A 25977-nucleotide genomic window follows, 5' to 3' on the forward strand; every position below is an offset into this window, starting at 1 on the left:
GTTTCTGGTTCACGTCCGTGTCGCCAGGCCTGCCCGGATGCGGTCTTGGCGCCGTGTCAGGGCCGGCAGGTCGATGGCGTCGGCGAAGTGCGCAGCCAGCAGCTTGTCACTCTCGGATTCGTCGCGGCGACCGCCGCTCTACCGGACCGGTGACATCGTCGCAATTCGTTTCGCGTGATTCACCCGGATGCCCACCCGGACGCGACCGGTCGCCTTGTCGACGAACGTGATCGCACCGCCGAGTACGGTGAACGCCGGGTCGCCGTCGACGAGCCATTCCCGGGCACCCCACGGCACCAGGTACCCCTCGGAGTCCTCCAGGCCGTCCTCCGCGACGTGGAAGGTGCCGGGCGTGTCGCCCCACAGCGGGCCCAACTCGACGGCCACGGCGGTGCGCGCGGCCTCGTAGCTGTGGATCAGGGTTCCCCCTTCGGCGGGCCGCCGACTCGACCGCAGAGTCATGCGACCATCCCCTCGTCGGGCACCTCGCACTGCTGCAACGCCTCGTGCAGCACCGCGTACCGCGTGGCCGCCAGCGGCAACGCCAGATCCTCCAGGGCCGTGACCACACGCGACGCATCCGCACCGTCGACGGCCTCGGTGAATCGGCGGACGTGGGCCACGATCGACCCCCGCTCACCACGGCCGACGAGCCCCGACCCGGCCACCGCATCAGCCCACGTCATCAGCTCGTCCACGCGCGCGGCCACCGCCCGCATGCGTTCGATGAGAACCGCCCCGTCGAGGATGTTGCGGTCGGCGGCTCTGTCCCAGTCCTGCAGATCCATCGCCATGGTGACGTGGGGCGGCTCGCTGAAGGGCGCGCGGGCGAACCCGGCGACGTACGTCTGTCCCCCGGCTTCGGCGGCCGCGATCCGCAGTTCGTCCTGTGTGCTCGCCCACCCCCCGTACGGCTGCACCACGAACCGCACGCCGTCACCCCACGGCCCGCAGGAGAGGTCCTGCGCCACGGTGTGCACCGCACGGTGCATCGCCTCGTCGACGATGTGCTCGCCGACACCGGCCAGGTTCGTCCACGCACGGTACCGTTCGTAAGCACGCGCGCCGCGGCTGAACGGGCTCAGTTCCTGCAAGAGCCGGCCCGCGGTGTCCAACCACAGATCCCCCACGAAGTTCACCCGAGCGGAATGCAGCTCATCCGGCGCGCCCGCGGCCGCCACAGCGAGCGCCGCATCCACATACTCAGCGACGAGCGCATTCACCCGTCTTGCATCGGCGTATCCCATATGGAAGGAGACGCCGCGCCGGCCGAACCATTACGCGCAGAAGCTGAAACACCCCCCGGCCAGACCGTGGCGACCGGGATGCCGCCCGCGCGCCGGCCGGGTCTCCCCCCGTCGTCGCGGAGCCCGCCTACGCGTCGAAAGCCCAGCCGTGTCGCGCGCTCAGCGCCTCGGCGACGCGCGCGAACCTCTCCCGCTCGAGCACCGCGGCCTCGCGCCGCATCCCCTCGTCGTGAACGCTGTACAGCTGGTCGATGTCCACCCACGACGGCCTCCCCTGCGAGTCCCAGGGCCCCGGGCCGAGCGGCAGGAAGTCTCGATCCCCGGCGTGCGACTTGCTCGTCATCCGCACCGCGTAGACGCGGTCACGGCCCGCCCGCCCGATCACCAGCACCGGCCGGTCCTTGCCGCGCCCGTCGTTCTCCGCGTACGGCACCCACGTCCAGATGACCTCACCCGCGTCCGGCTCCCCGTCCCGGCTCGGCGCGTAGGAGATCCGTAGGCCGTCTGCCGTGCGCGGATCGACTTCGACGGTCTGCACATCGTCCGTCGACGCCGATGTCGAACCGGACCGGTCGCGGTCATCCGGGCGGAGCGTCGCCCGTGGCCGCGCACCCGCCGACGAGCCCGTCGACGGGCGGTCTCGACGCGTCGTTGCGGCGGCTACGAGATCGACGACCAGGGACATGATGCGTCGGGCGGTACTCACCCGAACACGATACCGGCACGACCGTGGGGGCACCGCCGCAGCGGCACCCCCACGGGTCTTCGTCGTCTCAGTCGACGAGCGCGTAGCCGTCCTCGCCGTGCACGACCGTGTCGATGCCGGCGATCTCGTCCTCGTTGGTCACCCGGAAGCCCGTCGTCTTCTCGATGATGATCCCGACGACGTAGGCCACGACGAATGAGTACACGAGCACCGCCACGGCGGCCACCGTCTGCGAGAGCAGCTGGCCGGCGTCGCCACCGACGAACAGGCCGGTGCCGGTCGCGAAGAAGCCGAGGTACAGCGTTCCGATCAGGCCGCCGACGAGGTGGATGCCGACCACGTCCAGCGCGTCGTCGTACCCGAGCTTCCACTTCAGCTCGATCGCCAGGGCGCACACCGCGCCGCAGATCACACCGAGCAGGAGCGCCCAGCCAGGGGCCAGATTCGCACAGGCCGGTGTGATGGCGACGAGTCCGGCGACAGCGCCCGAGGCGGCACCCACGGAGGTCGCCTTGCCGTCCTTGATCTTCTCGACGATCACCCAACCGAGGATCGCGGCCGCGGTCGCCCCGAGCGTGTTGACCACGATGAGACCGACGGACTGCTCCTCGGTGCCGAGCAGACCGAACGTGCCCTCGGCGCCCGCGTTGAAGCCGAACCAGCCGAACCAGAGGATCGCCGCGCCGAGCATCACCAGCGGAACGTTGTGCGGCTTGTTGATGCCTTTCTGGAAGCCGACGCGCTTGCCGAGCACGAGCGCGAGGGCCAGAGCGGCGGCACCGGCGTTGATGTGGACAGCGGTTCCACCGGCGTAGTCGATCACCGCGGGCAGGCCGGTCTCATCGCCCCAGTTCAAGATCCAGCCGTCGCCCCACACCCAGGCCGAAACCGGGAAGTAGACGAGCACGACCCAGATGCCGGCGAACAGCATCCAGGCGCCGAACTTCGCCCGGTCGGCGATCGCACCCGAGATCAGTGCGACCGTGATGATCGCGAAGGTCGCGCCGAACGTCGCGCCGATGAGCGTGTCGCTGTCAGCGCCCGCCAACCCGAAATCTGCGAACGGGTCGCCCGAGAAGGCGAACGTGCCGCCGCCGAGCGACATGTTGAATCCGAACAGGACCCAGAGCACCCCCACCAGGCCCATGGCCCCGAAGCTCATCATCATCATGCTCACGACGCTCTTGGCTTTCACCAGGCCGCCGTAGAAGAACGCCACACCGGGCGTCATGAAGAGCACGAGGGCTGTCGCGGCGATTGACCACGCAAGATTTCCGCTGTCCATAAGTTCCTCACTCATGTTGTGTTACTCGGACCCGTGCGCCGTCCAGTCGGGTTGCGACGCTCTCGGGGCGCGACCAGTATTCCGGCGCGCGGTTTCACCCGTCGTGCACCCCGTGTTTCGCGGAGGTTACGCGCGGTACCGGCACGTAAACATCAGGTTTCGGATGCACCCGCGGATGCCGGCATCCGCGCTCAGCTGTGTGTCAGCGCCACCAGGCGGGAGATCGCGCGCAGGTACTTCTTGCGGTACCCGCCCGCGAGCATCTCCTCGGAGAACACGTCGTCAAGCGGCAGGCCGGTGGCACGGATCGGCACCTGCGCGTCGTACGCACGGTCGACGAACGCGACGAACCGCAGCGCCGCGGACTGGTCATCGAACTGTGCGACCTCGCGTAGCCCGATGACATCGACTCCGTCGAGCAGGCGGATGTAGCGGGACGGATGCACCGACGCCAAGTGCGCCACCAACCCCGCGAACGGGTCATCCGACACCGTGCCGCCGGCCCCGGCCTCCTCGATCGCCGCCCCGTAGGACGCCGGATCCCACACCCGCGCGTGCCCGTCGATCGCGCGCTGACGGTAATCGGTCCCGTCGATCCGCACGGTCTGGAAGCTCGCCGCCATGGCGTGGATCTCGCGGAGGAAGTCCTGCGCGGCGAACCGGCCCTCACCGAGGGCGTTGGGCGGCGTGTTCGACGTGGCGGCCAGGCGCGTCCCGCCGGGGACGAGCTCCCCCAGGAGCCGGGTCATCACCATCGTGTCGCCGGGGTCATCGAGCTCGAACTCGTCGATGCACAGCAGCGCGGCACCCCGGAACAGCTCCACCGTCTTCTGGTAGCCGAGCGCGCCCACCAGCGCGGTGTATTCGATGAAGGACCCGAAGTACTTCCGGCGCGCGGGCACCGCGTGATAGATCGCTGCGAGGAGGTGGGTCTTGCCGACGCCGAAACCACCGTCCAGGTAGACGCCCGGCTTCAGCTCCGGCACCTTCTTCGCCCGCCGAAAAAGGCCCCCCCGGGCCGGCGCGGTGCCGGTGCTGAAGGCCATCAGCAGGTCCTTCGCCTGCTGCTGCGACGGATAGTGCGCATCGGCGCGATAGGTCTCGAACGTCGCGGTGTCGAACTGCGGCGGCGGGACCAGCGCGGCCACCATCTCCGCCCCCGACACCTGCGGCGTGCGGTCACACAGATGGACGATGCCGCCAGGCGCGCTGTTCACCGTTACAGCCTAGACCGCGTCGTCGCCGCCTCCGGCCGCTCCCGAGAGTGCGTGACGACGCAGCCATCCGGTGATCGAGCCCGCCCACCGGGCGGGATCGTAGTTCCACAATTTCGTGTGGCGAGCCACCTCGAAGGTCACCAGTTCGACGAGGTCGGGGCGCGCCGCAGCCAGCGCACGCGAACCGTCGGACGGCACGAAGCCGTCGTCGTCGCTGTGCAGCAGCAGAATCGGATGCGCGAGCTCGCCGGCCCGTGTCACGAGATCCAGCCGGTCGAACAAGATCGGTGTCTCCGCCCCCGTCATGCCCCGAGCCCAGGGCTTGCCCAGCGCGGACAGCGCCAGGTCGCTGAGCGGCGACGGCACGCGAAGCTGCTGCGCGTGGAAACCGAGCACCAGACGCCAATCGATCACCGGGGACTCCAAGATCAACCCGGCGATCGATTCCCGGTGGGCGGAGTTCAGCGCCAGTTGCAGCGCGATCGCGCCGCCCATCGACCATCCCATGACGACAATGCGCTCCGCACCGCGCCGCAACGCCTCCGACACGGCGGCATCGATATCACGCCACTCCGTCATGCCGAGCGCATAGGTGCCGCCGTGCGTGCTCGCCGCCTCGCCGTCGTTGCGGTACGAGACGACGAGCGAGGTCAGCCCCGCCGCGTGAAACACCGGCACGGCGCGCAGGCACTCCGCACGCGTCGTCCCGCGACCGTGCACGTGGATGACCCAGGTGGCGGCGTCGTCGACATCTGCATCGGGTGCGGCCGGAAACAGCCATGCCGGGCACCGGCCGACAGGCGCGTCGATGTCGATCCGCTCGAACCCCAGGTGCAGCTGATCGGGAGCGTCGAAGTACCAGCCGCTGAAACCGGCCCGCGACGACAGGCGGCTGTCAGGGCCGACATGGGTGAGGAGCTTGCGGGTGACGGAGCGGTCGTCGGACGACAACACCGACCCGAGCTTCACATACGACGCCGTTCCGGTGGTGTACAGCCCGTAGCGGCCCGGCAGGATCGTGTCGGCAGTCCGCGAGAGGGTGATGGTCTGGGCCGCCGTGTCGACCGCCCGGATCTCGATGTCGGTCAGCGGCTGGCGCGGCCGCACCACTTTACGCGCCAGCGCCATCGAGACCGTCGCGGACAGGACCGCCAATCCTGCCATCGCCGCCGCCGAGACGGCCAGCGCCGCGCGTGTCGCCGCGAGCGACGATCCCACAACGGATTCGGCGCGCCTGGGTCCCTTCATCGTGGGCCCACTCTAGTCTGTCGACGTGGATGAACCCCGTCCGCCCGGTCTGACCGCGGCATTCGCGCGCACCGCGCGCGCGCTGCGCCTGGCCACCTTCCGCGACGATTTCGTCGTCCGCGAGATCCCCGCACCGTCGGGCCTCGCACCCGAGACCGTGGCCTTCGCCGGCGACGTGCGCCCCGATCCCGAGACGCACGACTCCCCCTTCGGGACTGGGCGGTTCGTCCTGCTTCACGACCCCGCAGAGCCCGACGCGTGGCACGGCCCCTGGCGCATCGTGTGCTTCGCGCAGGCACCGCTGGAGCCGGAGATCGGCATGGATCCGCTGTTGGCAGATGTCGCCTGGACCTGGCTGGTCGATGCCCTCGCCGGGCACGGCGCGCACCATCATGCGGCATCCGGCACCGCTACCAAGACGCTGTCGAAGGGCTTCGGCACGCTGGCAGCCGAGGGCGACGGGGCACAGATCGAACTGCGCGCATCGTGGTCGCCGACCGGCGACATGGCGGCGCATCTGGCCGCCTGGGCCGAACTGACGTGCATGCTGTCCGGCCTCCCGCCCGGCTCGGAAGGGATCGCCGTGTTCACCGGAGGCGGGAGAGCCCGTGACTGACTATCCCGTCGTTGAGGATGCCGCGGATCTCGCGCGGGTGGCCGCAGGCCTCGCCGCCGGCAACGGCCCCGTGGCCGTCGACGTCGAACGTGCCTCGGGGTTCCGGTATTCGCAGCGCGCCTATCTGATCCAGGTCTACCGTCGCGGCGCGGGGGTGAGCCTCATCGATCCGCCCGCCGTCGGAGACCTCACCCCCCTGCAGGAGGCGATCGGTGATGCCGAGTGGGTGCTGCACGCCGCCAGCCAGGATCTGCCCTCCCTCTCCGAGGAGCAGCTCGTTCCGCCACGCATCTTCGACACCGAACTGGCGGCGCGCTTGCTCGGCCACCCGCGCGTCGGGCTGGGCGCCGTGGTCGAGGACACCCTCGGCATCACTCTTGAGAAGGCGCACTCCGCCGCCGACTGGTCCACCCGTCCCTTGCCGCAGTCGTGGCTGGAGTACGCTGCGCTCGACGTCGTCCACCTCGTCGACGTGCGCGACGCCCTGGCGAACGAACTCACCGAGCAGGGCAAGACCGCGCTGGCGGTGGAAGAGTTCGAGGCGGTCCGGGTGCGCCCTCCGAAGCCGGCTCGTGAGGAGCCGTGGCGGCGGCTGAGCGGACTCCACACGGTTCGGGGCCGCCGCGCTCTCGCCGTCGCGCGCAGCCTCTGGCAGGCACGGGAGGATTTCGCCCGTGACAGCGATATCGCCCCCGGGCGGCTGATTCCCGACCGCTCCGTCGTGGCGGCGGTGCGCGCCGACCCCGGGACGCAGCAGGACTTGGCTCGCCTGAAGGAGTTCACCGGCCGGGCCAGTCGCACCGAGCTGGACCGGTGGTGGGCGGCGATCGAGGCCGGGCGTGCCGACCCCACACCTCCCGCCGAACGCGGCACGGGGGACGCTCCGCCCCCGCCGCGCGCGTGGAGTCAGCGAAACCCCGAAGCCGATGCCCGGTTCAAGCATGCCCGTCCCGCGATACAGGGCTTGGCCGAGCGGCTGAACATGCCCGTGGAGAACCTGCTCAGTCCCGACGCGCTCCGGCGCGTCGCATGGTCCCCGCCGGAACCGGCCGATGCCGACGCCGTCGGCGCGCGGCTGACTGAGCTTGGTGCGCGACCTTGGCAGGTTGCAGAGACCGCACAGGTGATCGCCGACGCGTTTGTCGAATCCGTGCACGCTGATCCGGAGGGCGCCGAAGCCGCTTCGTAGACTCGACCCAACCGATTTCTCCGGGCGCGCCGCCTCCCTACGCTGGTGTCATCCCTATTTTTGGAGGCGCTGTGGCCGAACGTTCGGACGTCTACTTCATCGACGGGGTGCGCACGCCCTTCGGTCGCGCCAGCGACAAGGGCATCTACGCGCACACCCGCGCGGACGACCTCGCCGTGAAGGCGACGATCGGGGTGATGGCACGCAACGACACCGTGCCCGGCGACCGGATCGACGACGTCGCCATCGCCGCCACCAGCCAGACCGGCGACCAGGGTCTCACGCTCGGCCGTTCGGTCGCGATCCTGGCGGGACTGCCTCAGACGGTGCCCGGATTCGCAATCGACCGGATGTGCGCGGGGGCCATGACCAGCGTGACCACGATGGCCGCCTCCATCGGCGTGGGCATGTACGACCTGGCGCTCGCTGGCGGAGTCGAACACATGGGCCGCCACCCGATCGGCAGCAACGCCGACCCGAACCCGCGTTTCGTCGCCGAGAAGATGGTGGACCCTGCGGCCCTCAACATGGGCGTCACAGCGGAACGGCTCTTCGACCGGTTCCCGCAGTTGACGAAGGAGCGCTCCGACCGGTTCGGCATGCGCAGCCAACACCTCGCGCAGGCCGCCTACGATGCTGGGAAAATCCAGCCCGACCTCGTCCCGGTGGCCGTCAAAGACGCCGACGGCGCCTGGGGGCTCGCAACCGAGGACGAGGGCCGCCGCTCCGAGACGACGATGGCGGACCTGGCCGGTTTGAAGACCCCGTTCCGCCCCCACGGACGGGTGACTGCGGGGACCAGCTCACCGTTGACGGACGGCGCGACGATGTCGTTGCTGGCCGGTGCCTCCGCGGTCCGGGAGCTCGAGCTGGCCCCGAAGATGACGTTGGTGTCGTTCGCTTTCGCGGGCGTGCAACCGGAGGTGATGGGCATCGGGCCGATCCCCTCGACACAGCGGGCCCTCGACCGGGCCGGCCTGAGCATCGCCGACATCGGCTTGTTCGAGCTGAACGAGGCCTTCGCCGTCCAGGTGCTGTCCTTCCTGGACCACTTCGGCATCGTCGACGACGACCCCCGCGTCAATCAATGGGGCGGGGCGATCGCGCTCGGGCATCCGCTGGCCGCATCCGGGGTTCGCCTGATGATCCAGCTCGCGGCGCAGTTCGCCGAACGCCCCGACGTGCGATACGGACTCACCGCCATGTGTGTCGGACTCGGTCAGGGCGGCTCGGTCATCTGGGAGAACCCCCACTACGACGGCAAGAAGAAGAAGAAGCGCTGAGGACACCGCGATGACAACGTACGACGACATCGACTTCTCCGCCCTGGAGCACCTCAGCGACGACGAGGTGATCACGCGGACCCTGGTGCGCGACGTCACGCTCGCGTCCGGCGCGGTGCTGGCTCTGCTCACCCTCGACAACGGGCGCGACCACACCCGGCCCAACACTCTCGGGCCCCGCACCCTCCTCGCGCTCGGCGGCGCCCTCGACCGCGTGCGAGAACGGGTCGCCGCCGGTGAGGTCCAGGCGGTCGGCATCACCGGCAAGCAGTACATCCTCGCCGCCGGCGCGGACCTGTCCGACATCACCAAGGTGAGTTCCCGCGCAAACGCGAAGCTCATCGCCCAGCTGGGCCACCGCGTGCTCGGCACGCTCGCCGATCTCGGCGTCCCCTCGTTCGCGTTCGTGAACGGGCTCGCCCTCGGAGGCGGGCTGGAGATCGCTCTGAACGCCGCGTACCGCACGGTCGACGCCTCCGCCGCCGCCCTCGCCCTCCCCGAAGTGTTCCTCGGGCTCATCCCCGGATGGGGGGGCGCGTACCTGCTGCCGAACCTCATCGGCATCGAGAACGCGCTGGAGGTGGTGATCAGCAATCCGCTGAAGCAGAACCGCATGCTCAAGCCTCAACAGGCTCTCGACCTCGGGATCATGGACGCCCAGTTCCCCGCCGCCACCTTCCTGGAGGATTCGCTGCGCTGGGCAGACGGTGTGCTGACCGGACGCACGAAGGTCGGACGGCGCAACGAGCCCGGCAAGATCGAGCGGATGACCACGTGGCCGGTCGCCATCAAGATGGCCCGTGGGATGCTGGAGTCGAAGATCGGCACCGTTCCCCGCAGCCCCTACGTCGCGCTCGATCTGCTCGACCAGGCGAGATCCGGTACGCGACAGGAAGGGTTCGCACGCGAAGACGACGCGCTGGCCGACCTCGTCGTCGGCGACCAGTTCGCGGCGTCGATGTACGCGTTCGACCTGGTGCAGAAGCGGGCGAAACGCCCCGTCGGCGCCCCCGACAAGGACCTCGCGAAGAAGGTCACCAAGGTCGGCGTCATCGGCGCGGGCCTCATGGCCGGTCAGTTCGCGTTGCTGTTCGTCCGCAAGCTGCAGGTACCCGTGCTCATCACCGACTTGGACCAGGAGCGGGTCGACCGCGGCGTCGCCCACATCCACGACGAGATCGGAAAGCTCGAGGCGAAGGGCCGGGTGGATGCCGACACCGCCAACCGGCTGCGTGCCCTCGTGACCGGCACCACCGACCGCACCGCGTTCGCGGACTGCGACTTCGTCATCGAGGCGGTCTTCGAGGAAGTCGGCGTCAAACAGACCGTGTTCGCGCAGATCGAGCAGGTCGTCGCCGATGACGCGATTCTCGCGACCAACACCTCGTCGCTGTCGGTCGCCGAGATCGGTGCGAACCTGGCTCACCCGGAACGGCTGGTCGGTTTCCACTTCTTCAACCCCGTCGCCGTCATGCCGCTCATCGAGATCGTCCGCACCGCGCACACCGACCCGGCGGCTCTGTCGACCGCGTTCGTCGTCGCGCGTGGGCTCGGCAAGAACGCGGTCCTGACCGCGGACGCCCCCGGCTTCGTCGTCAACCGGCTGCTCGCGAAGGTGATGGGCGAGGCTGCACGCGCCGTGTACGAGGGCACCCCGGTCGCCGATGTCGAAGCGGCTTTCGCGCCCCTGGGCCTCCCGATGGGCCCGTTCCAGCTGATCGATCTGGTGGGGTGGAAGGTCGCCGCGCATGTGCAGGACACGATGGCCGCCGCCTTTCCCGACCGCTTCTACGCCAACGAGAACTTCCACGCCCTTGCCGAGCTGACCGAGGTCGTCGAGAAGGATAAGTCGGGCAGGGTGCGGGGGTTCACGAAGGCTGCGCAGAAAGCCGCGAGCACAGCCATCGGCGACGCTCCGGTCGCTGCATCCACCATCCTGCAGCGCGTGCAGGACGGGCTGTCCCAGGAGATCCGGATCATGCTCGACGACGGCGTCGTTCCCGCCGTGGAGGACATCGACCTGTGTCTTATCCTCGGCGCGGGCTGGCCGTTCATCGACGGTGGCGCCACCCCGTACCTCGACCGCGAGGGCGCCAGTGAACGCGTCTTCGGCGACACCTTCCACCACCCGCCCGTCCGCGGCGTCGGGTCCTGAAGCGGGCGAGAGCAGGAGTCTCGGGGGCTCCTGCTCTCGTCGTACGATCAGGCGTGGTCTTCGGTCGTCGACGGCGCCGGTTCCGTCATCCAGATCGCGCCGGCGTCGTGCGACGGACGGGCGACCGGAATGCGGGTGCCGAGCACCTGCGCCACCACGTCGTGCGCGATCTTCGCCGCGGCGAGCCCGGCGTCCGCGAGGATCTGGTCACGCGTTGCGTGATCGATGAACTCGTCCGGCAGGCCGAGTTCATCGACGGCGGTGTCGACGCCGGCTTCACGGAGGACCTGCCGCACCCGGGTGCCGATACCACCCACCCGGATGCCGTCCTCGATCGTGATCACGAGCCGGTGAGCGGCGGCGAGGTCGACGATCGACCCGGGCACCGGAACGACCCAGCGCGGGTCCACGACGGTCGCGCCGATTCCCTGTGCCGTGAGGCGTTCGGCGACCTCCATCGCGATGTGCGCCATCGGGCCGATGCCGACCAGCAGGACGTCTTCGCTCTCGCCGCGGTGCAGCACATCCACCCCGTCGCCGAGCCTTTCCAGGGCGGGCAGGTCGGGCGAGACCTCACCCTTGGGGAACCGGACGACGGTGGGGGCGTCGTCGACGGCGATCGCCTCGGCGAACTCTTCTCGCAGCCGGGCGGCGTCGCGGGGCACGGCGATGCGGATGCCGGGCACGAGCTGGAGCATGGCGAGATCCCAGATCCCGTGGTGCGTCGGCCCGTCGGGCCCGGTCACCCCGGCGCGGTCGAGCACGAACGTGACGCCGGCGCGGTGGAGGGCGACATCCATCATCACCTGGTCGAACGCACGGTTCATGAACGTCGAGTAGATCGCCACGACCGGGTGCAGACCGCCGAACGCGAGTCCGGCTGCCGAGGCCACCGCATGCTGCTCGGCGATGCCGACGTCGTACACGCGCCCCGGGAAGAGTGCGGCGAACGCATCGAGCCCGGTGGGACGAAGCATGGCGGCCGTTATCGCGATGATGTCCTCACGGCGCTCGCCCGCCTCGACCAGCGAGCGCGAGAATTCCTCGGTCCACGCGGCCCGCCCCGGTGTGCCGAGCGGTTCACCGGTGACCGGGTCGATCCGTCCGACGGCGTGGAACTGGTCGGCTTCGTCGTTGCGGGCGGGGTCGAAGCCGCGACCCTTCTCGGTGATCGCGTGCACGATGACCGGCGCACGGTAGGCCTTCGCCTGCCGCAGGGTCTCCTCCAAGCTGTCGAGGTCGTGCCCGTCGATCGGGCCGAGATACTTGATGTCGAGGTTGGAGTACAGCGCTTCGTTGTTGCTGAACCGAGACAGGAAGCCGCGCGTCCCGCCGCGCACCCCGCGGTAGACGGCGCGTCCCACCGGGCCCAGGCGACGGAACAGCGAATACGAGCTGCGACGCAGGCTCTCATAGCTCTGCGCCGTGCGCACCCGGTTGAGGTAGCGGGCCATCCCGCCGATCGTCGGCGCGTAGGAGCGCCCGTTGTCGTTGACGATGATGACGAGGTTGCGGTCGTTGTCGTCGGAGATGTTGTTCAGTGCCTCCCACGTCATGCCGCCGGTGAGAGCACCGTCCCCGACGACCGCCACCACATGACGGTCGTCCCGTCCGGTCAGCGTGAGCGCGCGGGAGATGCCGTCGGCCCAGCTCAGCGAACTCGACGCGTGCGAGGACTCGACGACGTCGTGCTCGCTCTCCGCGCGCTGCGGGTAGCCGGCCAGTCCCCCGCGGGCTCGGAGCGCGGAGAAGTCCTGGCGACCGGTGAGCAGCTTGTGGACGTAAGACTGGTGACCCGTGTCGAAGACGATCGGGTCGTACGGCGAGTCGAACACCCGATGGATCGCCAGGGTCAGTTCCACGACGCCGAGGTTCGGGCCCAGGTGCCCTCCCGAACGCGACACGTTGGCCACCAGGAAGTCCCGCAGTTCCTGTGCCAGCGTGCGGAGTTGTTCACGACTCAGTCCGTCGAGATCGCGAGGACCGGCGATCGACTCGAGCAGACTCATTCTTCGATTCTACGCAGGCGACGCGGGGGCAGTTCACCGGGAAACGGCGACGCCTCGACCCGTGTCCACACAGGGACCGGGGCGAGGCGTTCGCGACGTACCCGCTACACGAGCGAGCGCAGCACGTACTGCAGAATGCCGCCGTTGCGGTAGTAGTCGGCTTCACCGGGCGTGTCGATGCGGACCACGGCTTCGAACGTGATCGGCTGCTTGCCCTCCGGGGAGAACTCGCTCGGCTCGGCGGTGACGGTGACCGTTTTCGGCGTCGCGCCGTCGTTGAGCTGCTCCAGGCCGGTGATGGAGACGATCTCAGTGCCGTCCAGACCCAGCGAGGCCCAGCTCTCCCCGGCGGGGAACTGCAGCGGCACGACACCCATCCCGATGAGGTTCGAGCGGTGGATGCGCTCGAAGCTCTCGGTGATGACGGCCTTGACCCCGAGCAGGTTGGTGCCCTTGGCCGCCCAGTCGCGCGAGGATCCGGAACCGTACTCCTTGCCACCGAATACCACCAGCGGAGTGCCCTGGGCCTGGTAGTTCGTGCAGGCGTCGAAGATGTACGACTGCGGGCCGCCGGGCTGGGTGAAGTCGCGGGTATAGCCGCCCTCGACGATCTGACCGTCATTGACCGCCGCGACCAGCTCGTTCTTCAACCGGATGTTGGCGAACGTGCCGCGGATCATCACCTCGTGGTTGCCACGGCGCGAGCCGTAGGAGTTGAAGTCCTTCTGCGCGACGCCGTGCTCGGTGAGGTACTGCGCGGCGGGGGTACCGGCTTTGATGTTGCCCGCGGGCGAGATGTGGTCGGTGGTCACCGAGTCGCCAAGCGTCGCCATGACGCGCGCACCGATGATGTCACGGACCGGGGTCAGTTCCATCCCCATCCCGTCGAAGTAGGGCGCCTTGCGCACATACGTCGAGTCGGCCTGCCAGTCGAACACCGGCCCGGTCGGAGTGGGCAGCGTCTTCCACCGCTCATCGCCGTCGAACACCGTCGCGTACTGTTTGATGAACTGCTCGCGCGAGATCGACGCGTCGATGATCTCCTGCACCTGCTCCGGGGCCGGCCAGATGTCCTTGAGGAACACGTCGTCGCCGTTCTGGTCGGTGCCGAGCGGATCCGTCTCGAAATCGAAGTTCATCGAGCCGGCCAGCGCGTACGCGACCACGAGGGGCGGCGACGCGAGGTAGTTCATCTTCACGTCGGGGCTGATGCGGCCCTCGAAGTTGCGGTTGCCCGAGAGCACCGCGGTGACGGCCAGATCGTTGTCGTTGATCGCCGCCGAGACCTCTTCGATCAACGGGCCGGAGTTGCCGATACAGATCGTGCAGCCGTAGCCGACGGTGTAGAACCCGATGCCTTCCAGCGCCTTGTCGAGGCCGGACTTCTCGTAGTAGTCGGTCACGACCTTCGACCCCGGGCCCAGTGTCGTCTTGACCCACGGCTTGCGGTTGAGGCCCTTGTCGAGCGCGTTCTTGGCGACCAGACCCGCCGCGATCATCACCGACGGGTTCGAGGTGTTCGTGCACGAGGTGATCGCCGCGAGCGTCACCGCACCGTTGTCGAGGATGTAGGGGTTCCCCTGGGGCGGGGCGACCTTCACCGGCTTTGAGGCGCCCGCCGCCACGGGAGCGCCGCTGTTGATGTGCACCTCACGGGTCGAGGTGTCCTCCTCGCCCGGCGTGGGACCGGGGTCGGATGCCGGGAACGAGTGCTTCGACTCGAGATCGACGATGTCGTGGGTGGTCGACGGCGTCGCGTACGCGACGATGTCCTTCTCGAACTGGCTCTTGGCGTCGCTGAGCAGGATGCGGTCCTGCGGGCGCTTGGGGCCCGCGATCGAGGGGACCACCGTCGACAAGTCCAGTTCCATGTACTCGCTGTAGGTGGGCTCGCTCGCCGGATCGTGCCACAGCGACTGCGCCTTCGCGTATGCCTCGACCAGCGCCACGGTCTGCTCGTCGCGGCCGGTCAGCCGCAGGTAGTCGAGCGTCACGTCATCGACGGGGAACATCGCCGCGGTGGAGCCGAACTCGGGGCTCATGTTGCCGATCGTGGCACGGTTGGCCAACGGCACCGAGCCCACGCCCGCGCCGTAGAACTCGACGAACTTGCCGACCACGCCGTGCTGGCGCAGCATGTCGGTGATCGTGAGCACGACGTCGGTCGCGGTGACGCCGGCGGGGATCTCACCGGTGAGCTTGAAACCGACGACCCGCGGGATGAGCATCGACACCGGCTGACCGAGCATGGCCGCCTCCGCCTCGATGCCGCCCACACCCCAGCCCAGGACGCCGAGCCCGTTGACCATGGTGGTGTGCGAGTCGGTGCCGACGCACGTGTCGGGGTACGCGCGCAGCACGCCGCCGACCTCGCGGTCGTAGATGACCTTGGCCAGGTGCTCGATGTTCACCTGGTGCACGATGCCGGTCCCGGGCGGCACGACCTTGAAGTTCTCGAACGCGCCCTGGCCCCAGCGCAAGAACTGGTACCGCTCGCCGTTGCGTTCATACTCGATCTCGACGTTGCGCTCCAGCGCGTTCTCCGAGCCGAACAGATCGGCGATCACCGAGTGGTCGATCACCATCTCGGCCGGCGACAGGGGGTTGATCTTCCCGGGGTCACCGCCCAGCGCTGTCACCGCCTCGCGCATGGTGGCGAGGTCGACGATGCACGGCACACCAGTGAAGTCCTGCATCACGACACGCGCGGGGGTGAACTGGATTTCCGTGTCGGGCTCGGCGGCGGCATCCCAATTGCCGAGCGCTTCGATCTGCGCCTTGGTCACGTTCGCGCCGTCTTCGGTGCGCAGCAGGTTCTCGAGCAGCACCTTCAGGCTGAACGGTAGTTTCTCGTAGCCGGCGACCGTATCGATGCGGAACACCTCGTAGTCGGTGTCACCGACTGTAAGGGTGCTCTTGGCTCCGAAGCTGTCAACAGTGGACACGTGTGCTCTCCTTACGTCGGCGGAACGCGGACCACGGGGATCGACGCCGCGTGGCTCATCGGTCCTATCTTCCACGCGTCGGGCCCGGATGGCGAGTCAGGTCGCCCTCATCGGCCCACGTGAGAGAAAGTATCTTGATATCAAGATAAATCTATCACGGTGTGCGCTCGGCCTCGGTCGTCGTCCGGTCCGCGTACATGCGCCGCACGATCCACCAGGTCGCGGCCAGCAGGAGAGCGAACGGCGGGATGCCGAGCACCAGCTTCCAGGTACCGAGTGCCTCGACGTCGTCGCCGAGGTAGAACGGCACCTGCACCCCGAGACGCAGCGCGAACAGGCCCGCCCACGCCAGGGTCAGCCATCCGAAGACGCGCCGCCGTCGCCGATCCGCACGCCACCGCGTCCCCTCGCCCATCAGAAACCCCGCGACCAGTCCGACCAGCGGCCACCCGACCACGACGGTGATCAGCAGGGCGAGGCCGTACGCAGCGTTGACGATGAGCCCCCACAGGAACGCGTCGACGGCGCTCCCCGTGGCCAACGCCCACCCCGCCGCGATCAACGCCCCGATCAAGCCGCCGACTGCCGCACCGAACGGTTGCCGGACGACCAGACGCAGCACCGTGAACACGAGGGCGGCCGCCACCGAGGCGATCACCGCGACCAGCAGGTCGCGGGTCAGCGAGAACAGGATGACGAACAGCAGCGTCGGCACGACCGACTCGGCGATCCCGCGTACGCCGCCGATCGCGCGCCACACCACCTGACCCGTGCTCGCACCGGAGTCCGGGTCCAGACCCGCCCGACGGGCCGCTTTGCTCAGCGCCTCCCCCAGGGCCGCCGATGCCGACGGTGACTCGGGCTGCTCGCCGGTCTCGTCGTTCACGCGCCGCCCGGCGAGGCCGGCAGTTTCAGAGGAATCAGGTCGCGGGGCGGCATGGGCGTCCCGCCGCGCACCACCACGATGGACCGGAACAGGTCTTCGACCCGCGCCGCCGCCTCGACGTCACCGGTCGCCTCCCCGCCGATCACCCCGCGCAAGAACCAGCGCGGACCGTCCACGCCGACGAATCGCGCCAGCCGTGGCGACGAACCCTCGCCACCGGCGGGAACCTCGGCGAGCAGCTCCGGGCCCAGCGGTCCGTCCCGCTCCTCGACACGGCCCCCCTGTCCGCGGATCTGCTCGCGGATCTGATCCCGGGTCTCGTCCCACAAGCCGGTCGACCGCGGCGCCGCGAACGGCTGCACCTGCAACGTCGATCCGGCGTAGTCCAAACCCACCGCCACGATCCGCTTGCTCTGCTCCTCGACCTCCAGACGCAGGTTCAGACCTTCTCGCGGCAGGATCTTGATCCCGCCCAGATCGATGTAGGGCCGCACCGGATTCGCTTCGGACTCATCGAACGGCCCTGACGTGGCCCGGTCGTCGGGGGCGGTCTTCTCCAGCGGGTCGCTCATCGCGTCGCTCCTGTCTGATAACCGGTCGAGCCGAAACCGCCCTCGCCTCGCGCGCTGTCGGGGAGTTCGTCGACGGGGAGGAATGTCACCTCGGGCACGCGCATGACGATCAACTGAGCGATGCGGTCGCCGGGTGCGATCGCATACGGCTGGTCACGGTCGGTGTTCAACAACGACACCTTGATCTCTCCACGATAACCCGCATCCACCGTCCCCGGGGAGTTGACGACGGTGATCCCGTGCCGCGCGGCCAGACCGCTGCGCGGCACCACGAACGCGACGTACCCGGCCGGCAACGCGATCCGCACCCCGGTTCCCACCAGCGCCCGCTGTCCCGGCTCCAGTACCACCGCTTCGGTGGCGACCAGATCGGCTCCCGCGTCGCCGGGATGGGCATACACCGGAACCTGAGGCGCGATAATGGGGATGTCCACGGATTCGTTCACTCCACGAGGCTAATGCACACGCACCCGACCGACGCCCCGCGCCCCGTCCGCTACCGGGAGCGCCTCGCCCCATCTTTGTGGGCGCTGGCCTCGGCCGCCGTCTGCGCACCGATGGTCGCCCTCGTGTTCACCCCCGTGGACGCCACCCTGGCGCTGGTCGTCGGTGCGGGCGCGGGGATCCTCCTGATCGCGATCCTGGTGCTTGCGTCGAGCGTCGTCGAGATCGACGACCGTGAGCTGCGGGTCGGCCGGGCGCACATCTCGCTCGGCGACCTCGGTCGGGCGGAGGCCCTCACCGGAGATGCGGCGCGGACGGCGCGCGGACACGGGCTGCGACGCGACTGGTGGCACCTGATCCGCGGCGGGATCGACGGGCTGGTCCTCGTCGAGGTCACCGACCCGGACGATCCGCACACCGCCTGGGTGTTCTCGTCGCGAACGCCGGAGCGCATCGTGGCGATCCTCGATCGCGCGCAGTCGCCCCGCTGAGCCGCGTCAGGCCACGCAGTCCTTGCAGATCCCGCCGCCGGGCGCTTCGTGATCCAGCTGGGAGCGGTGCTTCACCAGGAAGCAGTCCACGCACGTGAACTCGTCTTCCTGCGGGGGCAGGACGACGACATCCAATTCCATGTCGGACAAGTCCGCTCCGGGCAGCTCGAAACCCGACGGGTTGTCGCTGTCGTCGGCATCGACCGCCCCGGAACGCTTGTCCGGAACACGCTCCTTGAGAGCTTCGATCGACTCGCTGTCGTCGTCGGTCTTGCGCGGGGCGTCGTAGTCGGTGGCCATGCTCGAAGGTCTCCACTTCCCAGGTATGTGGCGGCTGCCCGCCCGAACGGGCGGCGACAGTCTGCACGACCGCGCTCCGATTTGCAAATGCTGACGGCATATGAGGGGTCGTGCGAGGGTTCACCGCGTTGAACTCGCGGCGCGCCCGCGATATTCCCGGCGCGAGTCGACCCCTGTGACAGCATGAACCGACAAGCGGGAGCTGAAGGGTGTTTCGCATGGAGCAACTCAAAGTCATCGGCACGGAAGACGGTGCACTGGTGCTCGCCACGGAGGCGGGCGACAGATACGTCGTGCACGCGGATGAGGCGCTGCGATCGCAACTTCGCAAACTGCAGCGCGACGCAGAACCGCGCGCCGCACGGCCCAGTCCGAGAGAGATCCAGTCGCACGTGCGGCGTGGCCTGAGCACCGATGCCGTCGCGGACCTGCTCGGCATCCGTGTCGAGGACGTCGCCCGCTACGAGGGCCCTGTCCTCGCCGAGCGGGAGTACATCGTCAGCCAGGCCCTCGCCGTTCCCGTTCTCATGGGGCACGATTTCGACGCCGACACGCAACCGACCTTCGGCTCCGCCGTGCGCGCGAAGCTCGCCGAGACCGGCGCAACTGCGGAACGCTGGACGAGTTGGCGAGACGACACCGGCTGGAACGTGAAACTCGAGTTCACGGCCAACGAGATCGACCATGACGCGCGATGGGGGTTCGACCCCCGCAGTTCGGCGTTGACGCCGCAGAACTCCGACGCGACGCAGCTGTCTCGGCAGGGCTCGCTGCCGGAGGGGCTCATTCCGCGGCTGCGCGCGTTGGATGAGCAGCCCGAGAAGGACTCTTCCCGCTTCGACAGCGGCTCGTTCGGCCCGCGTCGCGTGCCCGACGCGGAGCCCGAGGCCACGCGCGACAACTCCGCGGTGCAGGATGCCGCGATAAAGCGGGCGCCCGACGCGGTCGTCACCAACGCCGACACCGCGGACCTGCTGGAAGCGCTGCGGCGTCGCCGTGGCCAGCGCGAGTCGATGCCAACGGCCGAGCGCGCGCCGAGCGACGGGAGCCCCGTCGCACTGTTCGACGCCCTCGAGGTCGACGAGCCCGCGCCGAATGCACCGCAGGAGCCGGAGCACGCGCACCGCACCGAAGCCCGCACTCCGGAACCGGCGCACCGCAAGGGCCGCACGTCCATGCCGTCCTGGGACGAGATCGTCTTCGGTGCTCGCACCGAAGACGGCTGACCGAGCGCTCTCAGCCGGCGAAAGCGCCCAACCGGATCAACGGCACCATCCGTTCCTGATCCGTAAGGGAGCCGTGCTGGCCCACCATGCGCTGGGCTCCCTTGTCGGCGAGCCTGTCGTCGTAGTAGGCGATCTGCGCGCGCGCTGCGACGAGCACGTCTCCGATACGCGCCGCGACCTCGGGGTGCACTTCCTCGCCGAACAGTCCGGCACGGATGGCGTCATCGCGTGACATCACCCAGGAGCGCGCCGACTCGGTCGCCTGCCACCGTTCCCGGATGCCGGCCGCGTCGGCACCGTAGAGGTGCAGCATCCGGGGCTCCCCCGCGATGACCTCCACGCCGTCGAGCAACGGGTCCCCCTCGGTGAGCAGGACGTGCCGATGTCGCGGCACGTCCACCATGCCGTGGTCAGCGGTGAGCACCACGCCAATGTCGCGGCCGGCCTCGGCGTGCAGAACGCGCATCGCGGCGTCGACCTCTTCGAGGTGGGCGCTCCACCGGTCGCTCTCCCAGCCGCGGGAGTGGCCTACCATGTCGAGTTCGGGGATGTACAGGTACACCAGCGCCCCCGCGGTGGCCGCCGCGACCGCCACGGCGACCCGGACGCGCTCGGCGATGGACGCGGCGCCCAGAAACTCCGCGCCGCGCTGAACGGCGCGGGTGAACCCGGTCGTGGCGTACTCGGGTCGCGAGACAGTGAAGCACGGCCGGCCACGGCCGCCTTCGCGTTCGAAGATCGGCGTGCTGCGCTGCCACGTGAGCGGATCGAGCCCGTGGGTCTCCCAGCCCTTGAGCTGGTCCGGGGTGTCGGTGGTACCCGGGACGCGGACACGGTACCCGACGATGCCGTGGTCGCCGGCCTCGGTACCGGTGAGCAGCGTCGTGAGCGCCGTCGCCGTCGTGGACGGGAACACCGTCACCGCGGCATCCCGCTTGCCCATCCGGTCGGCGAGGAACCTGGCGTACGCGGCGCGTGCGGAGAGGTTCGCTCGACCCAGTCCGTCGACCACGACGAGGATCGCCGAGCGCGCTGGGGTGAAGGGGCCGTCGTCCCCGTCGAGTGCCGCCAGGATGTCGGGCACAACTGCGGTGAGGCTCCGGGCGGAACGGGCGACCGCGGGTAGGCTGAGAGACATCGGGGCCAGTCTGGCATACGACCCTCGCGGCCCCATCCCGTTTCCGGAGGACCCCGAAGCTCCATGGCATCGTCGCGCACCGCACCGCTCGAGAACGAACGCATCGAAGACGTCGATCTCTCCACCGAGATGCAGGGGTCCTTCCTTGAGTACGCCTACTCCGTCATCTACTCGCGTGCGCTCCCCGACGCTCGCGATGGCCTCAAACCGGTGCAACGCCGCATCCTCTTCCAGATGGCCGATATGGGGCTGCGACCCGACCGGGGCCACGTCAAGAGCGCCCGCGTCGTCGGTGAGGTCATGGGCAAGCTGCACCCGCACGGCGACAGCGCCATCTACGACGCTCTCGTGCGGCTGGCGCAGGACTTTGCGTTGCGGGTGCCGCTCGTCGACGGGCACGGCAACTTCGGATCGGTCGACGACGGACCCGCCGCCGCCCGCTACACCGAGGCGCGCCTCGCGGCCGCCGCCCTCGCGCTCACCGAAGACCTCGACGAAGACGTCGTCGATTTCATCCCCAACTACGACGGACAGTTCCAGCAGCCCGAGGTGCTGCCAGCCGCATTCCCCAACCTCCTCGTCAACGGGGCCACCGGTATCGCCGTGGGCATGGCGACCAACATGGCACCGCACAACCTCATCGAGGTCGTGGCCGCCGCGGTTCACCTGCTCCACCACCCGGATGCCACCCTCGACGAACTGATGGAGTTCGTTCCGGGCCCCGACCTGCCTGGCGGCGGGGTCATCGTCGGCCTCGACGGGGTGAAGGACGCCTACGCCACCGGGCGCGGCACCTTCCGCACCCGCGCGAAGGTGTCGGTCGAGTCGCTCGGCCCGCGCCGCACCGGGATCGTGGTCACCGAGCTGCCGTACATGGTGGGGCCCGAGCGCGTCATCGAGAAGATCAAGGATGCCGTCGACGCCAAGAAGCTCACCGGCATCTCCGAAGTGACCAACCTCACCGACCGCAACCACGGGTTGCGTCTCGTGATCACCGTGAAGACCGGCTTCGACGCGAACGCGGTACTGGAGCAGCTGTACCGCCTTACGCCGCTGGAAGACAGTTTCGGGATCAACAACGTCGCCCTCGTCGAGGGGCAACCGCATACGCTCGGCCTGAAGGAGCTGTTGCGTGTCTACCTCGACCACCGCATCAGCGTGGTCACCCGCCGCAGCCGCTACCGGCTGCAGCGCCGTCAGGAGCGCCTGCACCTGGTCGAGGGCCTGCTCATCGCGATCCTCGACATCGACGAGGTCATCCAGGTGATCCGCACCTCGGACAACAGCGAGCAGGCGCGCCAGCGGCTGATGGACGTGTTCGATCTGTCGGAGCCGCAGTCGGAGTACATCCTCGAGTTGCGACTGCGCCGGCTGACGAAGTTCTCGCGGATCGAGCTGGAGGCCGAGCGCAACAGCCTGCAGGCCGAGATCGCCGAGCTCGAGGAGCTGCTCGCGAACGAGGCGCTGCTCCATGCCCAGGTCGCGCGCGAGCTCGATGCGGCGGCGGAGGCGTTCGGCACGCCCCGGCGCACGCTGCTGCTGAACGGGGGCGCCCCCGCGCGGGCGCGCGCATCCGCTCCCGCCGACCTGCAGATCCCGGATGCCCCGTGCCGCGTGTACCTGTCGGCGACGGGGCGGATGGTGCGCGCCGAGATCGGCGAATCCGGCGACGGTGTCGTGCCCCCCACCCGGCGCTCCAAGCACGACGCCGTCCGAGCCCGGGTCGACACGACCACGCGTGGGGACCTCGGTGCCGTCACCAGCGCCGGTCGCCTGGTGCGCCTGTCGCCGGTCGACCTCCCCTCGGTGCCGGGCAACTCGGTTCAGCTGGCCGCCGGGTCGAAGGCCGACCAGTATCTCGCGCTGACCGGTTCGGAGCGCGTCGTGAGCATCGTTCCCCTCGGGGACGCGGCGCCCATGGCGCTCGGGACAGCGCAGGGCGTGGTCAAACGCGTCGCCGCGTCGGAACTGGCCGCGGGAAAGACGGATGTCGAGATCATCTCTCTCAAACCCGGCGATCGTGTCGTGGGGGCCGCCGCCGCGCCGGACGGTTCGGAGCTCGTCTTCGTGACCTCCGATGCCCAGCTGCTGCGGTTCGACGCTGCGTCGGTGCGGCCGCAGGGCCGCGGCGCCGGTGGCATGGCCGGCATGCGCGTGTCTTCGGGCGAGCAGGTCATCGCGTTCACCGCACTGCACGCCGGGGACGACACGGTCGTGGTCACCGTGGCAGGCTCCGCCGCCTCGCTCGCCGGGGCAGACGCCGGGTCGGGCAAAGTGTCGGCCTTCACCGAGTTCCCGGCCAAGGGTCGCGCGACCGGCGGCGTTCGCGCACAGCGGTTCTTGAAGGGTGAGGACACGTTGCGCCTGGCCTGGGTCGGGTCCGACCCGCGAGCGGTCGGTTCCGACGGCTCCGCGCGCACGCTCCCGCTCCCCGGCGCCAAGCGCGACGCCTCCGGCACCCCCCTCGACGCCGTCATCGCCGCCGTCGGCACACCCATCAGCTGACCCGGGCCGGGTGGGGTCGGGCCGGGTCAGGCGTCGATCGCGGCGCGGTTGAGCTGGTCGCTGGAGGACACGATGAAGTCGCGGCGTGGCGCCACGTCGCTTCCCATGAGCAGCTCGAAGACGGATGCCGCCGACTCGGCATCCTGGATGCGCACGCGTCGCAGCAGGCGGCCGTCGCGGTCCATCGTCGTGGTCGCCAGCTGATCGGCATCCATCTCGCCGAGACCCTTGTACCGCTGGATCGGCTCCTGCCACCGCCGATTCGACTTGCGCAGCTTCGCCAGCAGGTGGTGCAACTCCTGCTCCGAGTACGTGTAGATCGTCTCGTTGGGCTTGCTCCCGGGGTTCACCACCACGACGCGGTGCAGCGGCGGCACCGCGGCGTACACCCGGCCGTCTTCGATGAGCGGGCGCATGTACCGGAAGAACAGCGTCAGCAGCAGTGTTCGGATGTGGGCGCCGTCGACGTCGGCGTCGCTCATCAGAATGATCTTGCCGTAGCGTGCCGAGTCGAGGTCGAACGTGCGTCCGGACCCGGCTCCGATCACCTGGATGATCGCGGCGCACTCCGCGTTGGAGAGCATGTCGGACACCGACGCCTTCTGCACGTTGAGGATCTTGCCGCGGATGGGCAGCAGCGCCTGGTACTCGCTGTTGCGCGCCAGCTTCGCCGTCCCGAGCGCCGAGTCGCCCTCGACGATGAACAGCTCCGAGTCGACGACATCCTTCGTGCGACAGTCGGCGAGCTTCGCGGGCAGCGACGACGACTCCAGCGCGTTCTTCCGGCGCTGGGTCTCTTTGTGCGCGCGTGCCGAGATGCGCGCCTTCATCTCCGAGACGACCTTGTCCAGCAGCAGCGCGGTCTGCGCCCGGTCGTCGCGTTTGGTCGACGCGAATCGGCCGCCCAGTTCTTTCGTCACCACGGCGCTGACGATCTGACGGACAGCCGGGGTGCCGAGCACTTCCTTCGTCTGTCCCTCGAACTGCGGTTCGGCCAGCCGCACCGTGAGCACCGCGGTCAGTCCGGCGAGCATGTCATCCTTGTCCGGTCGATCCTTGCTCACCTTCAAGCGACGTGCGTTCTGCTCCACCTGCGAACGGAGCACCTTGACCAGACCCTGTTCGAAACCGGCCTGGTGGGTGCCGCCTTTCGGCGTCGCGATGATGTTCACGAACGACCGCTGCACGGTCTCGTACCCCGTGCCCCAGCGCAACGCGACGTCGACGTGGCACTCGCGCTCGACCTCGGTGGGCACCATCGCGCCCGAGGCCTGCAGAACCGGAACGGTCTCGGTGAATGTACCCGACCCGGTCAACCGCCACGTCTGGGTGAGGGCCGCGTCCGGCGCGAGGTAGTCGGCGAACTCGGAGATCCCGCCGTCGAACCGGTAGCTCGTCTCGGTGGGGTCGTCCCCGCGCTGATCGATGATGACCAACTCGAGGCCCGGGACGAGAAAAGCGGTCTGGCGTGCCCGCTGTTCGAGCTCGTCGAGCGCGAACGACGCGTCCTTCGTGAAGATCTGCCGATCCGCCCAGTACCGGATGCGGGTTCCCGTCACGCCGCGCGGCGCCTTGCCGATGACCGAGAGCTCGGACGACTTCTCAAACGGGGTGAACGGGGCATCAGGGCTGTCCCCGCCGAACACACCCGGCTCTCCCCGGTGGAACGACATCTGATACGTCTTGCCGCCGCGGTCGACCTGTACGTCCAACCGCTCCGACAGCGCGTTCACGACGGACGCGCCGACACCGTGCAGCCCGCCGGATGCCGCGTACGACCCGCCACCGAACTTGCCGCCCGCGTGCAGCTTCGTGAACACGACCTCCACGCCGGAAAGACCCGTGCGCGGCTCCACGTCCACCGGGATGCCGCGGGCACGGTCACGCACTTCGACGCTGCCGTCGGCGTGGAGGACGATGTCGATGCGATCGCCGAAACCGCCGAGAGCCTCATCGACGGAGTTGTCGATGATCTCCCAGAGACAGTGCATGAGTCCCCGCGAGTCGGTCGAGCCGATGTACATGCCGGGACGCTTGCGGACCGCTTCGAGTCCCTCGAGCACTTGGAGGTGATGGGCGGAGTACTCGGCGGTCACAGTCTCTCAGCGTATCCCCGTCGGGCCACGGGGGGCGTCCGACACACACAGGCCGCGGCGAACATCAGCCCTCCGACACGAATCGCCGTACGCGCACAGCGAAATGTGACACTCTCGCGGCATTCTCGAAACATCCGCGTGGTTGTATTCAGTGACCGATGGGGCAACGAACGATGAACGAGGAGGCACCGAGATGAGCATGACGACCACCACCGAACCCGATACCGTCGCCGGCCACCGCTTGACGGCCGCCGACCGATGCGACTCGTGCGGCGCACAGGCGTACATCGCCGCCGAGGTCAGCGGGAGCGAGTTGCTCTTCTGCGCTCACCACGGGCGCAAGTACGAAGCCAAGCTCCGCGAAGTCGCCTCGACCTGGCACGACGAGACGGCGCGCCTCCACGACGTGGACTGATCAC

Annotated in this window: 22 protein-coding genes; 8 read left to right on the plus strand and 14 right to left on the minus strand. The window is 69.0% G+C overall.

The annotated features are described in order from the left end of the window. Positions 1-138: 138 nt before the first annotated feature. From ACK5KK_RS10855 to ACK5KK_RS10880, 6 genes are all read right to left on the minus strand, one after another. A complete protein-coding gene (locus tag ACK5KK_RS10855; protein ID WP_416890100.1) occupies positions 139-462 on the minus strand; it encodes a hypothetical protein in 324 nt (107 codons plus the stop codon). After that, complete coding sequence (locus ACK5KK_RS10860; protein ID WP_416890101.1) at positions 459-1223, minus strand: hypothetical protein; 765 nt, start codon at positions 1221-1223, stop codon at positions 459-461. Before ACK5KK_RS10860 ends, ACK5KK_RS10855 begins: the two co-directional genes overlap by 4 nt. 151 nt (positions 1224-1374) lie before the next feature. Next, positions 1375-1953: a type II toxin-antitoxin system PemK/MazF family toxin gene (locus ACK5KK_RS10865; RefSeq protein ID WP_416890102.1), complete on the minus strand. Its 579-nt coding sequence runs from the start codon at positions 1951-1953 to the stop codon at positions 1375-1377. 67 nt (positions 1954-2020) lie between these two features. Next, entirely contained in the window at positions 2021-3238 is a 1218-nt protein-coding gene (locus tag ACK5KK_RS10870; RefSeq protein WP_416890138.1) for an ammonium transporter, read from the minus strand. A gap of 191 nt (positions 3239-3429) precedes the next feature. Then, positions 3430-4455, minus strand: a complete 1026-nt coding sequence (gene zapE, locus ACK5KK_RS10875) for a cell division protein ZapE (protein WP_416890103.1) — start codon at positions 4453-4455, stop codon at positions 3430-3432. Positions 4456-4464: 9 nt separating this feature from the next. Continuing rightward, positions 4465-5703 carry an alpha/beta hydrolase family protein gene (locus ACK5KK_RS10880; RefSeq protein ID WP_416890104.1) on the minus strand — a complete coding sequence of 413 codons (1239 nt, stop codon included), beginning with the start codon at positions 5701-5703 and terminating at the stop codon, positions 4465-4467. A 25-nt stretch (positions 5704-5728) separates the two neighbouring features. Between ACK5KK_RS10880 and ACK5KK_RS10885 the strand changes: the two genes are divergently transcribed. The 4 genes from ACK5KK_RS10885 to ACK5KK_RS10900 all read left to right on the plus strand — a co-directional run bounded on the left by ACK5KK_RS10885 (position 5729) and on the right by ACK5KK_RS10900 (position 10946). Next, positions 5729-6319 carry a DUF3000 family protein gene (locus ACK5KK_RS10885; protein ID WP_416890105.1) on the plus strand — a complete coding sequence of 197 codons (591 nt, stop codon included), beginning with the start codon at positions 5729-5731 and terminating at the stop codon, positions 6317-6319. Further along, a complete protein-coding gene (locus tag ACK5KK_RS10890) occupies positions 6312-7508 on the plus strand; it encodes a ribonuclease D (RefSeq protein ID WP_416890106.1) in 1197 nt (398 codons plus the stop codon). Before ACK5KK_RS10885 ends, ACK5KK_RS10890 begins: the two co-directional genes overlap by 8 nt. Before the next feature lie 71 nt (positions 7509-7579). After that, positions 7580-8791 carry a thiolase family protein gene (locus ACK5KK_RS10895; protein ID WP_416890107.1) on the plus strand — a complete coding sequence of 404 codons (1212 nt, stop codon included), beginning with the start codon at positions 7580-7582 and terminating at the stop codon, positions 8789-8791. A gap of 10 nt (positions 8792-8801) precedes the next feature. Further along, positions 8802-10946 carry a 3-hydroxyacyl-CoA dehydrogenase NAD-binding domain-containing protein gene (locus tag ACK5KK_RS10900; RefSeq protein WP_416890108.1) on the plus strand — a complete coding sequence of 715 codons (2145 nt, stop codon included), beginning with the start codon at positions 8802-8804 and terminating at the stop codon, positions 10944-10946. Positions 10947-10993: 47 nt separating this feature from the next. On the opposite strand, the gene dxs is transcribed toward ACK5KK_RS10900, so the two are convergent. From dxs to dut, 5 genes are all read right to left on the minus strand, one after another. Next, on the minus strand, positions 10994-12955 hold the full coding sequence (gene dxs / locus ACK5KK_RS10905) for a 1-deoxy-D-xylulose-5-phosphate synthase (protein WP_416890109.1): 1962 nt from the start codon (positions 12953-12955) through the stop codon (positions 10994-10996). Between the two features lie 104 nt (positions 12956-13059). After that, on the minus strand, positions 13060-15900 hold the full coding sequence (locus ACK5KK_RS10910; RefSeq protein WP_416890110.1) for an aconitate hydratase: 2841 nt from the start codon (positions 15898-15900) through the stop codon (positions 13060-13062). Positions 15901-16054: 154 nt separating this feature from the next. Then, positions 16055-16786 carry a DUF3159 domain-containing protein gene (locus ACK5KK_RS10915; protein WP_416890111.1) on the minus strand — a complete coding sequence of 244 codons (732 nt, stop codon included), beginning with the start codon at positions 16784-16786 and terminating at the stop codon, positions 16055-16057. Then, the gene (locus ACK5KK_RS10920) at positions 16783-17358 is read right to left on the minus strand and encodes a DUF3710 domain-containing protein (RefSeq protein WP_416890112.1); all 576 of its coding nucleotides are present in this window, start codon (positions 17356-17358) and stop codon (positions 16783-16785) included. Before ACK5KK_RS10920 ends, ACK5KK_RS10915 begins: the two co-directional genes overlap by 4 nt. Then, entirely contained in the window at positions 17355-17804 is a 450-nt protein-coding gene (dut, locus tag ACK5KK_RS10925) for a dUTP diphosphatase (protein WP_416890113.1), read from the minus strand. The genes ACK5KK_RS10920 and dut overlap by 4 nt, the downstream gene beginning before the upstream one ends. 12 nt (positions 17805-17816) lie before the next feature. Between dut and ACK5KK_RS10930 the strand changes: the two genes are divergently transcribed. Further along, positions 17817-18293, plus strand: a complete 477-nt coding sequence (locus ACK5KK_RS10930; RefSeq protein WP_416890114.1) for a DUF3093 domain-containing protein — start codon at positions 17817-17819, stop codon at positions 18291-18293. Between the two features lie 6 nt (positions 18294-18299). Here ACK5KK_RS10930 and ACK5KK_RS10935 read toward each other — a convergent pair whose 3' ends face one another. Further along, positions 18300-18593 (minus strand): DUF4193 domain-containing protein, encoded by a 294-nt coding sequence (locus ACK5KK_RS10935; protein WP_416890115.1) that lies wholly within the window; start codon positions 18591-18593, stop codon positions 18300-18302. Between the two features lie 218 nt (positions 18594-18811). Between ACK5KK_RS10935 and sepH the strand changes: the two genes are divergently transcribed. After that, positions 18812-19819 (plus strand): septation protein SepH, encoded by a 1008-nt coding sequence (sepH, locus tag ACK5KK_RS10940; protein ID WP_416890116.1) that lies wholly within the window; start codon positions 18812-18814, stop codon positions 19817-19819. A gap of 10 nt (positions 19820-19829) precedes the next feature. Here the strand turns inward: sepH and ACK5KK_RS10945 are convergent, their stop codons facing one another. Then, on the minus strand, positions 19830-20957 hold the full coding sequence (locus tag ACK5KK_RS10945) for an alkaline phosphatase family protein (protein ID WP_416890117.1): 1128 nt from the start codon (positions 20955-20957) through the stop codon (positions 19830-19832). Positions 20958-21020: 63 nt separating this feature from the next. Between ACK5KK_RS10945 and ACK5KK_RS10950 the strand changes: the two genes are divergently transcribed. Continuing rightward, positions 21021-23462 (plus strand): DNA gyrase/topoisomerase IV subunit A, encoded by a 2442-nt coding sequence (locus ACK5KK_RS10950; protein ID WP_416890118.1) that lies wholly within the window; start codon positions 21021-21023, stop codon positions 23460-23462. 26 nt (positions 23463-23488) lie between these two features. Here the strand turns inward: ACK5KK_RS10950 and ACK5KK_RS10955 are convergent, their stop codons facing one another. Beyond that, entirely contained in the window at positions 23489-25558 is a 2070-nt protein-coding gene (locus ACK5KK_RS10955) for a DNA gyrase/topoisomerase IV subunit B (RefSeq protein ID WP_416890119.1), read from the minus strand. Positions 25559-25751: 193 nt separating this feature from the next. Between ACK5KK_RS10955 and ACK5KK_RS10960 the strand changes: the two genes are divergently transcribed. After that, positions 25752-25973, plus strand: coding sequence for a hypothetical protein (locus ACK5KK_RS10960; protein WP_416890120.1), 222 nt, complete (start codon positions 25752-25754; stop codon positions 25971-25973). Positions 25974-25977: the final 4 nt, after the last annotated feature.

Source organism: Microbacterium sp. (assembly GCF_047972865.1).
Classification (GTDB): domain Bacteria; phylum Actinomycetota; class Actinomycetes; order Actinomycetales; family Microbacteriaceae; genus Microbacterium.

Excerpts from the sequence above, each read along its gene's own strand:
- ACK5KK_RS10855 (WP_416890100.1), bottom strand. The coding sequence starts at position 462 with ATGACTCTGCGGTCGAGTCGGCGGCCCGCCGAAGGGGGAACCCTGATC.
- ACK5KK_RS10870 (WP_416890138.1), bottom strand. The coding sequence starts at position 3,238 with ATGGACAGCGGAAATCTTGCGTGGTCAATCGCCGCGACAGCCCTCGTG.
- ACK5KK_RS10880 (WP_416890104.1), bottom strand. The coding sequence starts at position 5,703 with ATGAAGGGACCCAGGCGCGCCGAATCCGTTGTGGGATCGTCGCTCGCG.
- ACK5KK_RS10900 (WP_416890108.1), top strand. The coding sequence starts at position 8,802 with ATGACAACGTACGACGACATCGACTTCTCCGCCCTGGAGCACCTCAGC.
- dxs (WP_416890109.1), bottom strand. The coding sequence starts at position 12,955 with ATGAGTCTGCTCGAGTCGATCGCCGGTCCTCGCGATCTCGACGGACTG.
- ACK5KK_RS10920 (WP_416890112.1), bottom strand. The coding sequence starts at position 17,358 with ATGAGCGACCCGCTGGAGAAGACCGCCCCCGACGACCGGGCCACGTCA.
- ACK5KK_RS10930 (WP_416890114.1), top strand. The coding sequence starts at position 17,817 with ATGCACACGCACCCGACCGACGCCCCGCGCCCCGTCCGCTACCGGGAG.
- ACK5KK_RS10935 (WP_416890115.1), bottom strand. The coding sequence starts at position 18,593 with ATGGCCACCGACTACGACGCCCCGCGCAAGACCGACGACGACAGCGAG.
- sepH (WP_416890116.1), top strand. The coding sequence starts at position 18,812 with ATGGAGCAACTCAAAGTCATCGGCACGGAAGACGGTGCACTGGTGCTC.
- ACK5KK_RS10945 (WP_416890117.1), bottom strand. The coding sequence starts at position 20,957 with ATGTCTCTCAGCCTACCCGCGGTCGCCCGTTCCGCCCGGAGCCTCACC.
- ACK5KK_RS10950 (WP_416890118.1), top strand. The coding sequence starts at position 21,021 with ATGGCATCGTCGCGCACCGCACCGCTCGAGAACGAACGCATCGAAGAC.
- ACK5KK_RS10960 (WP_416890120.1), top strand. The coding sequence starts at position 25,752 with ATGAGCATGACGACCACCACCGAACCCGATACCGTCGCCGGCCACCGC.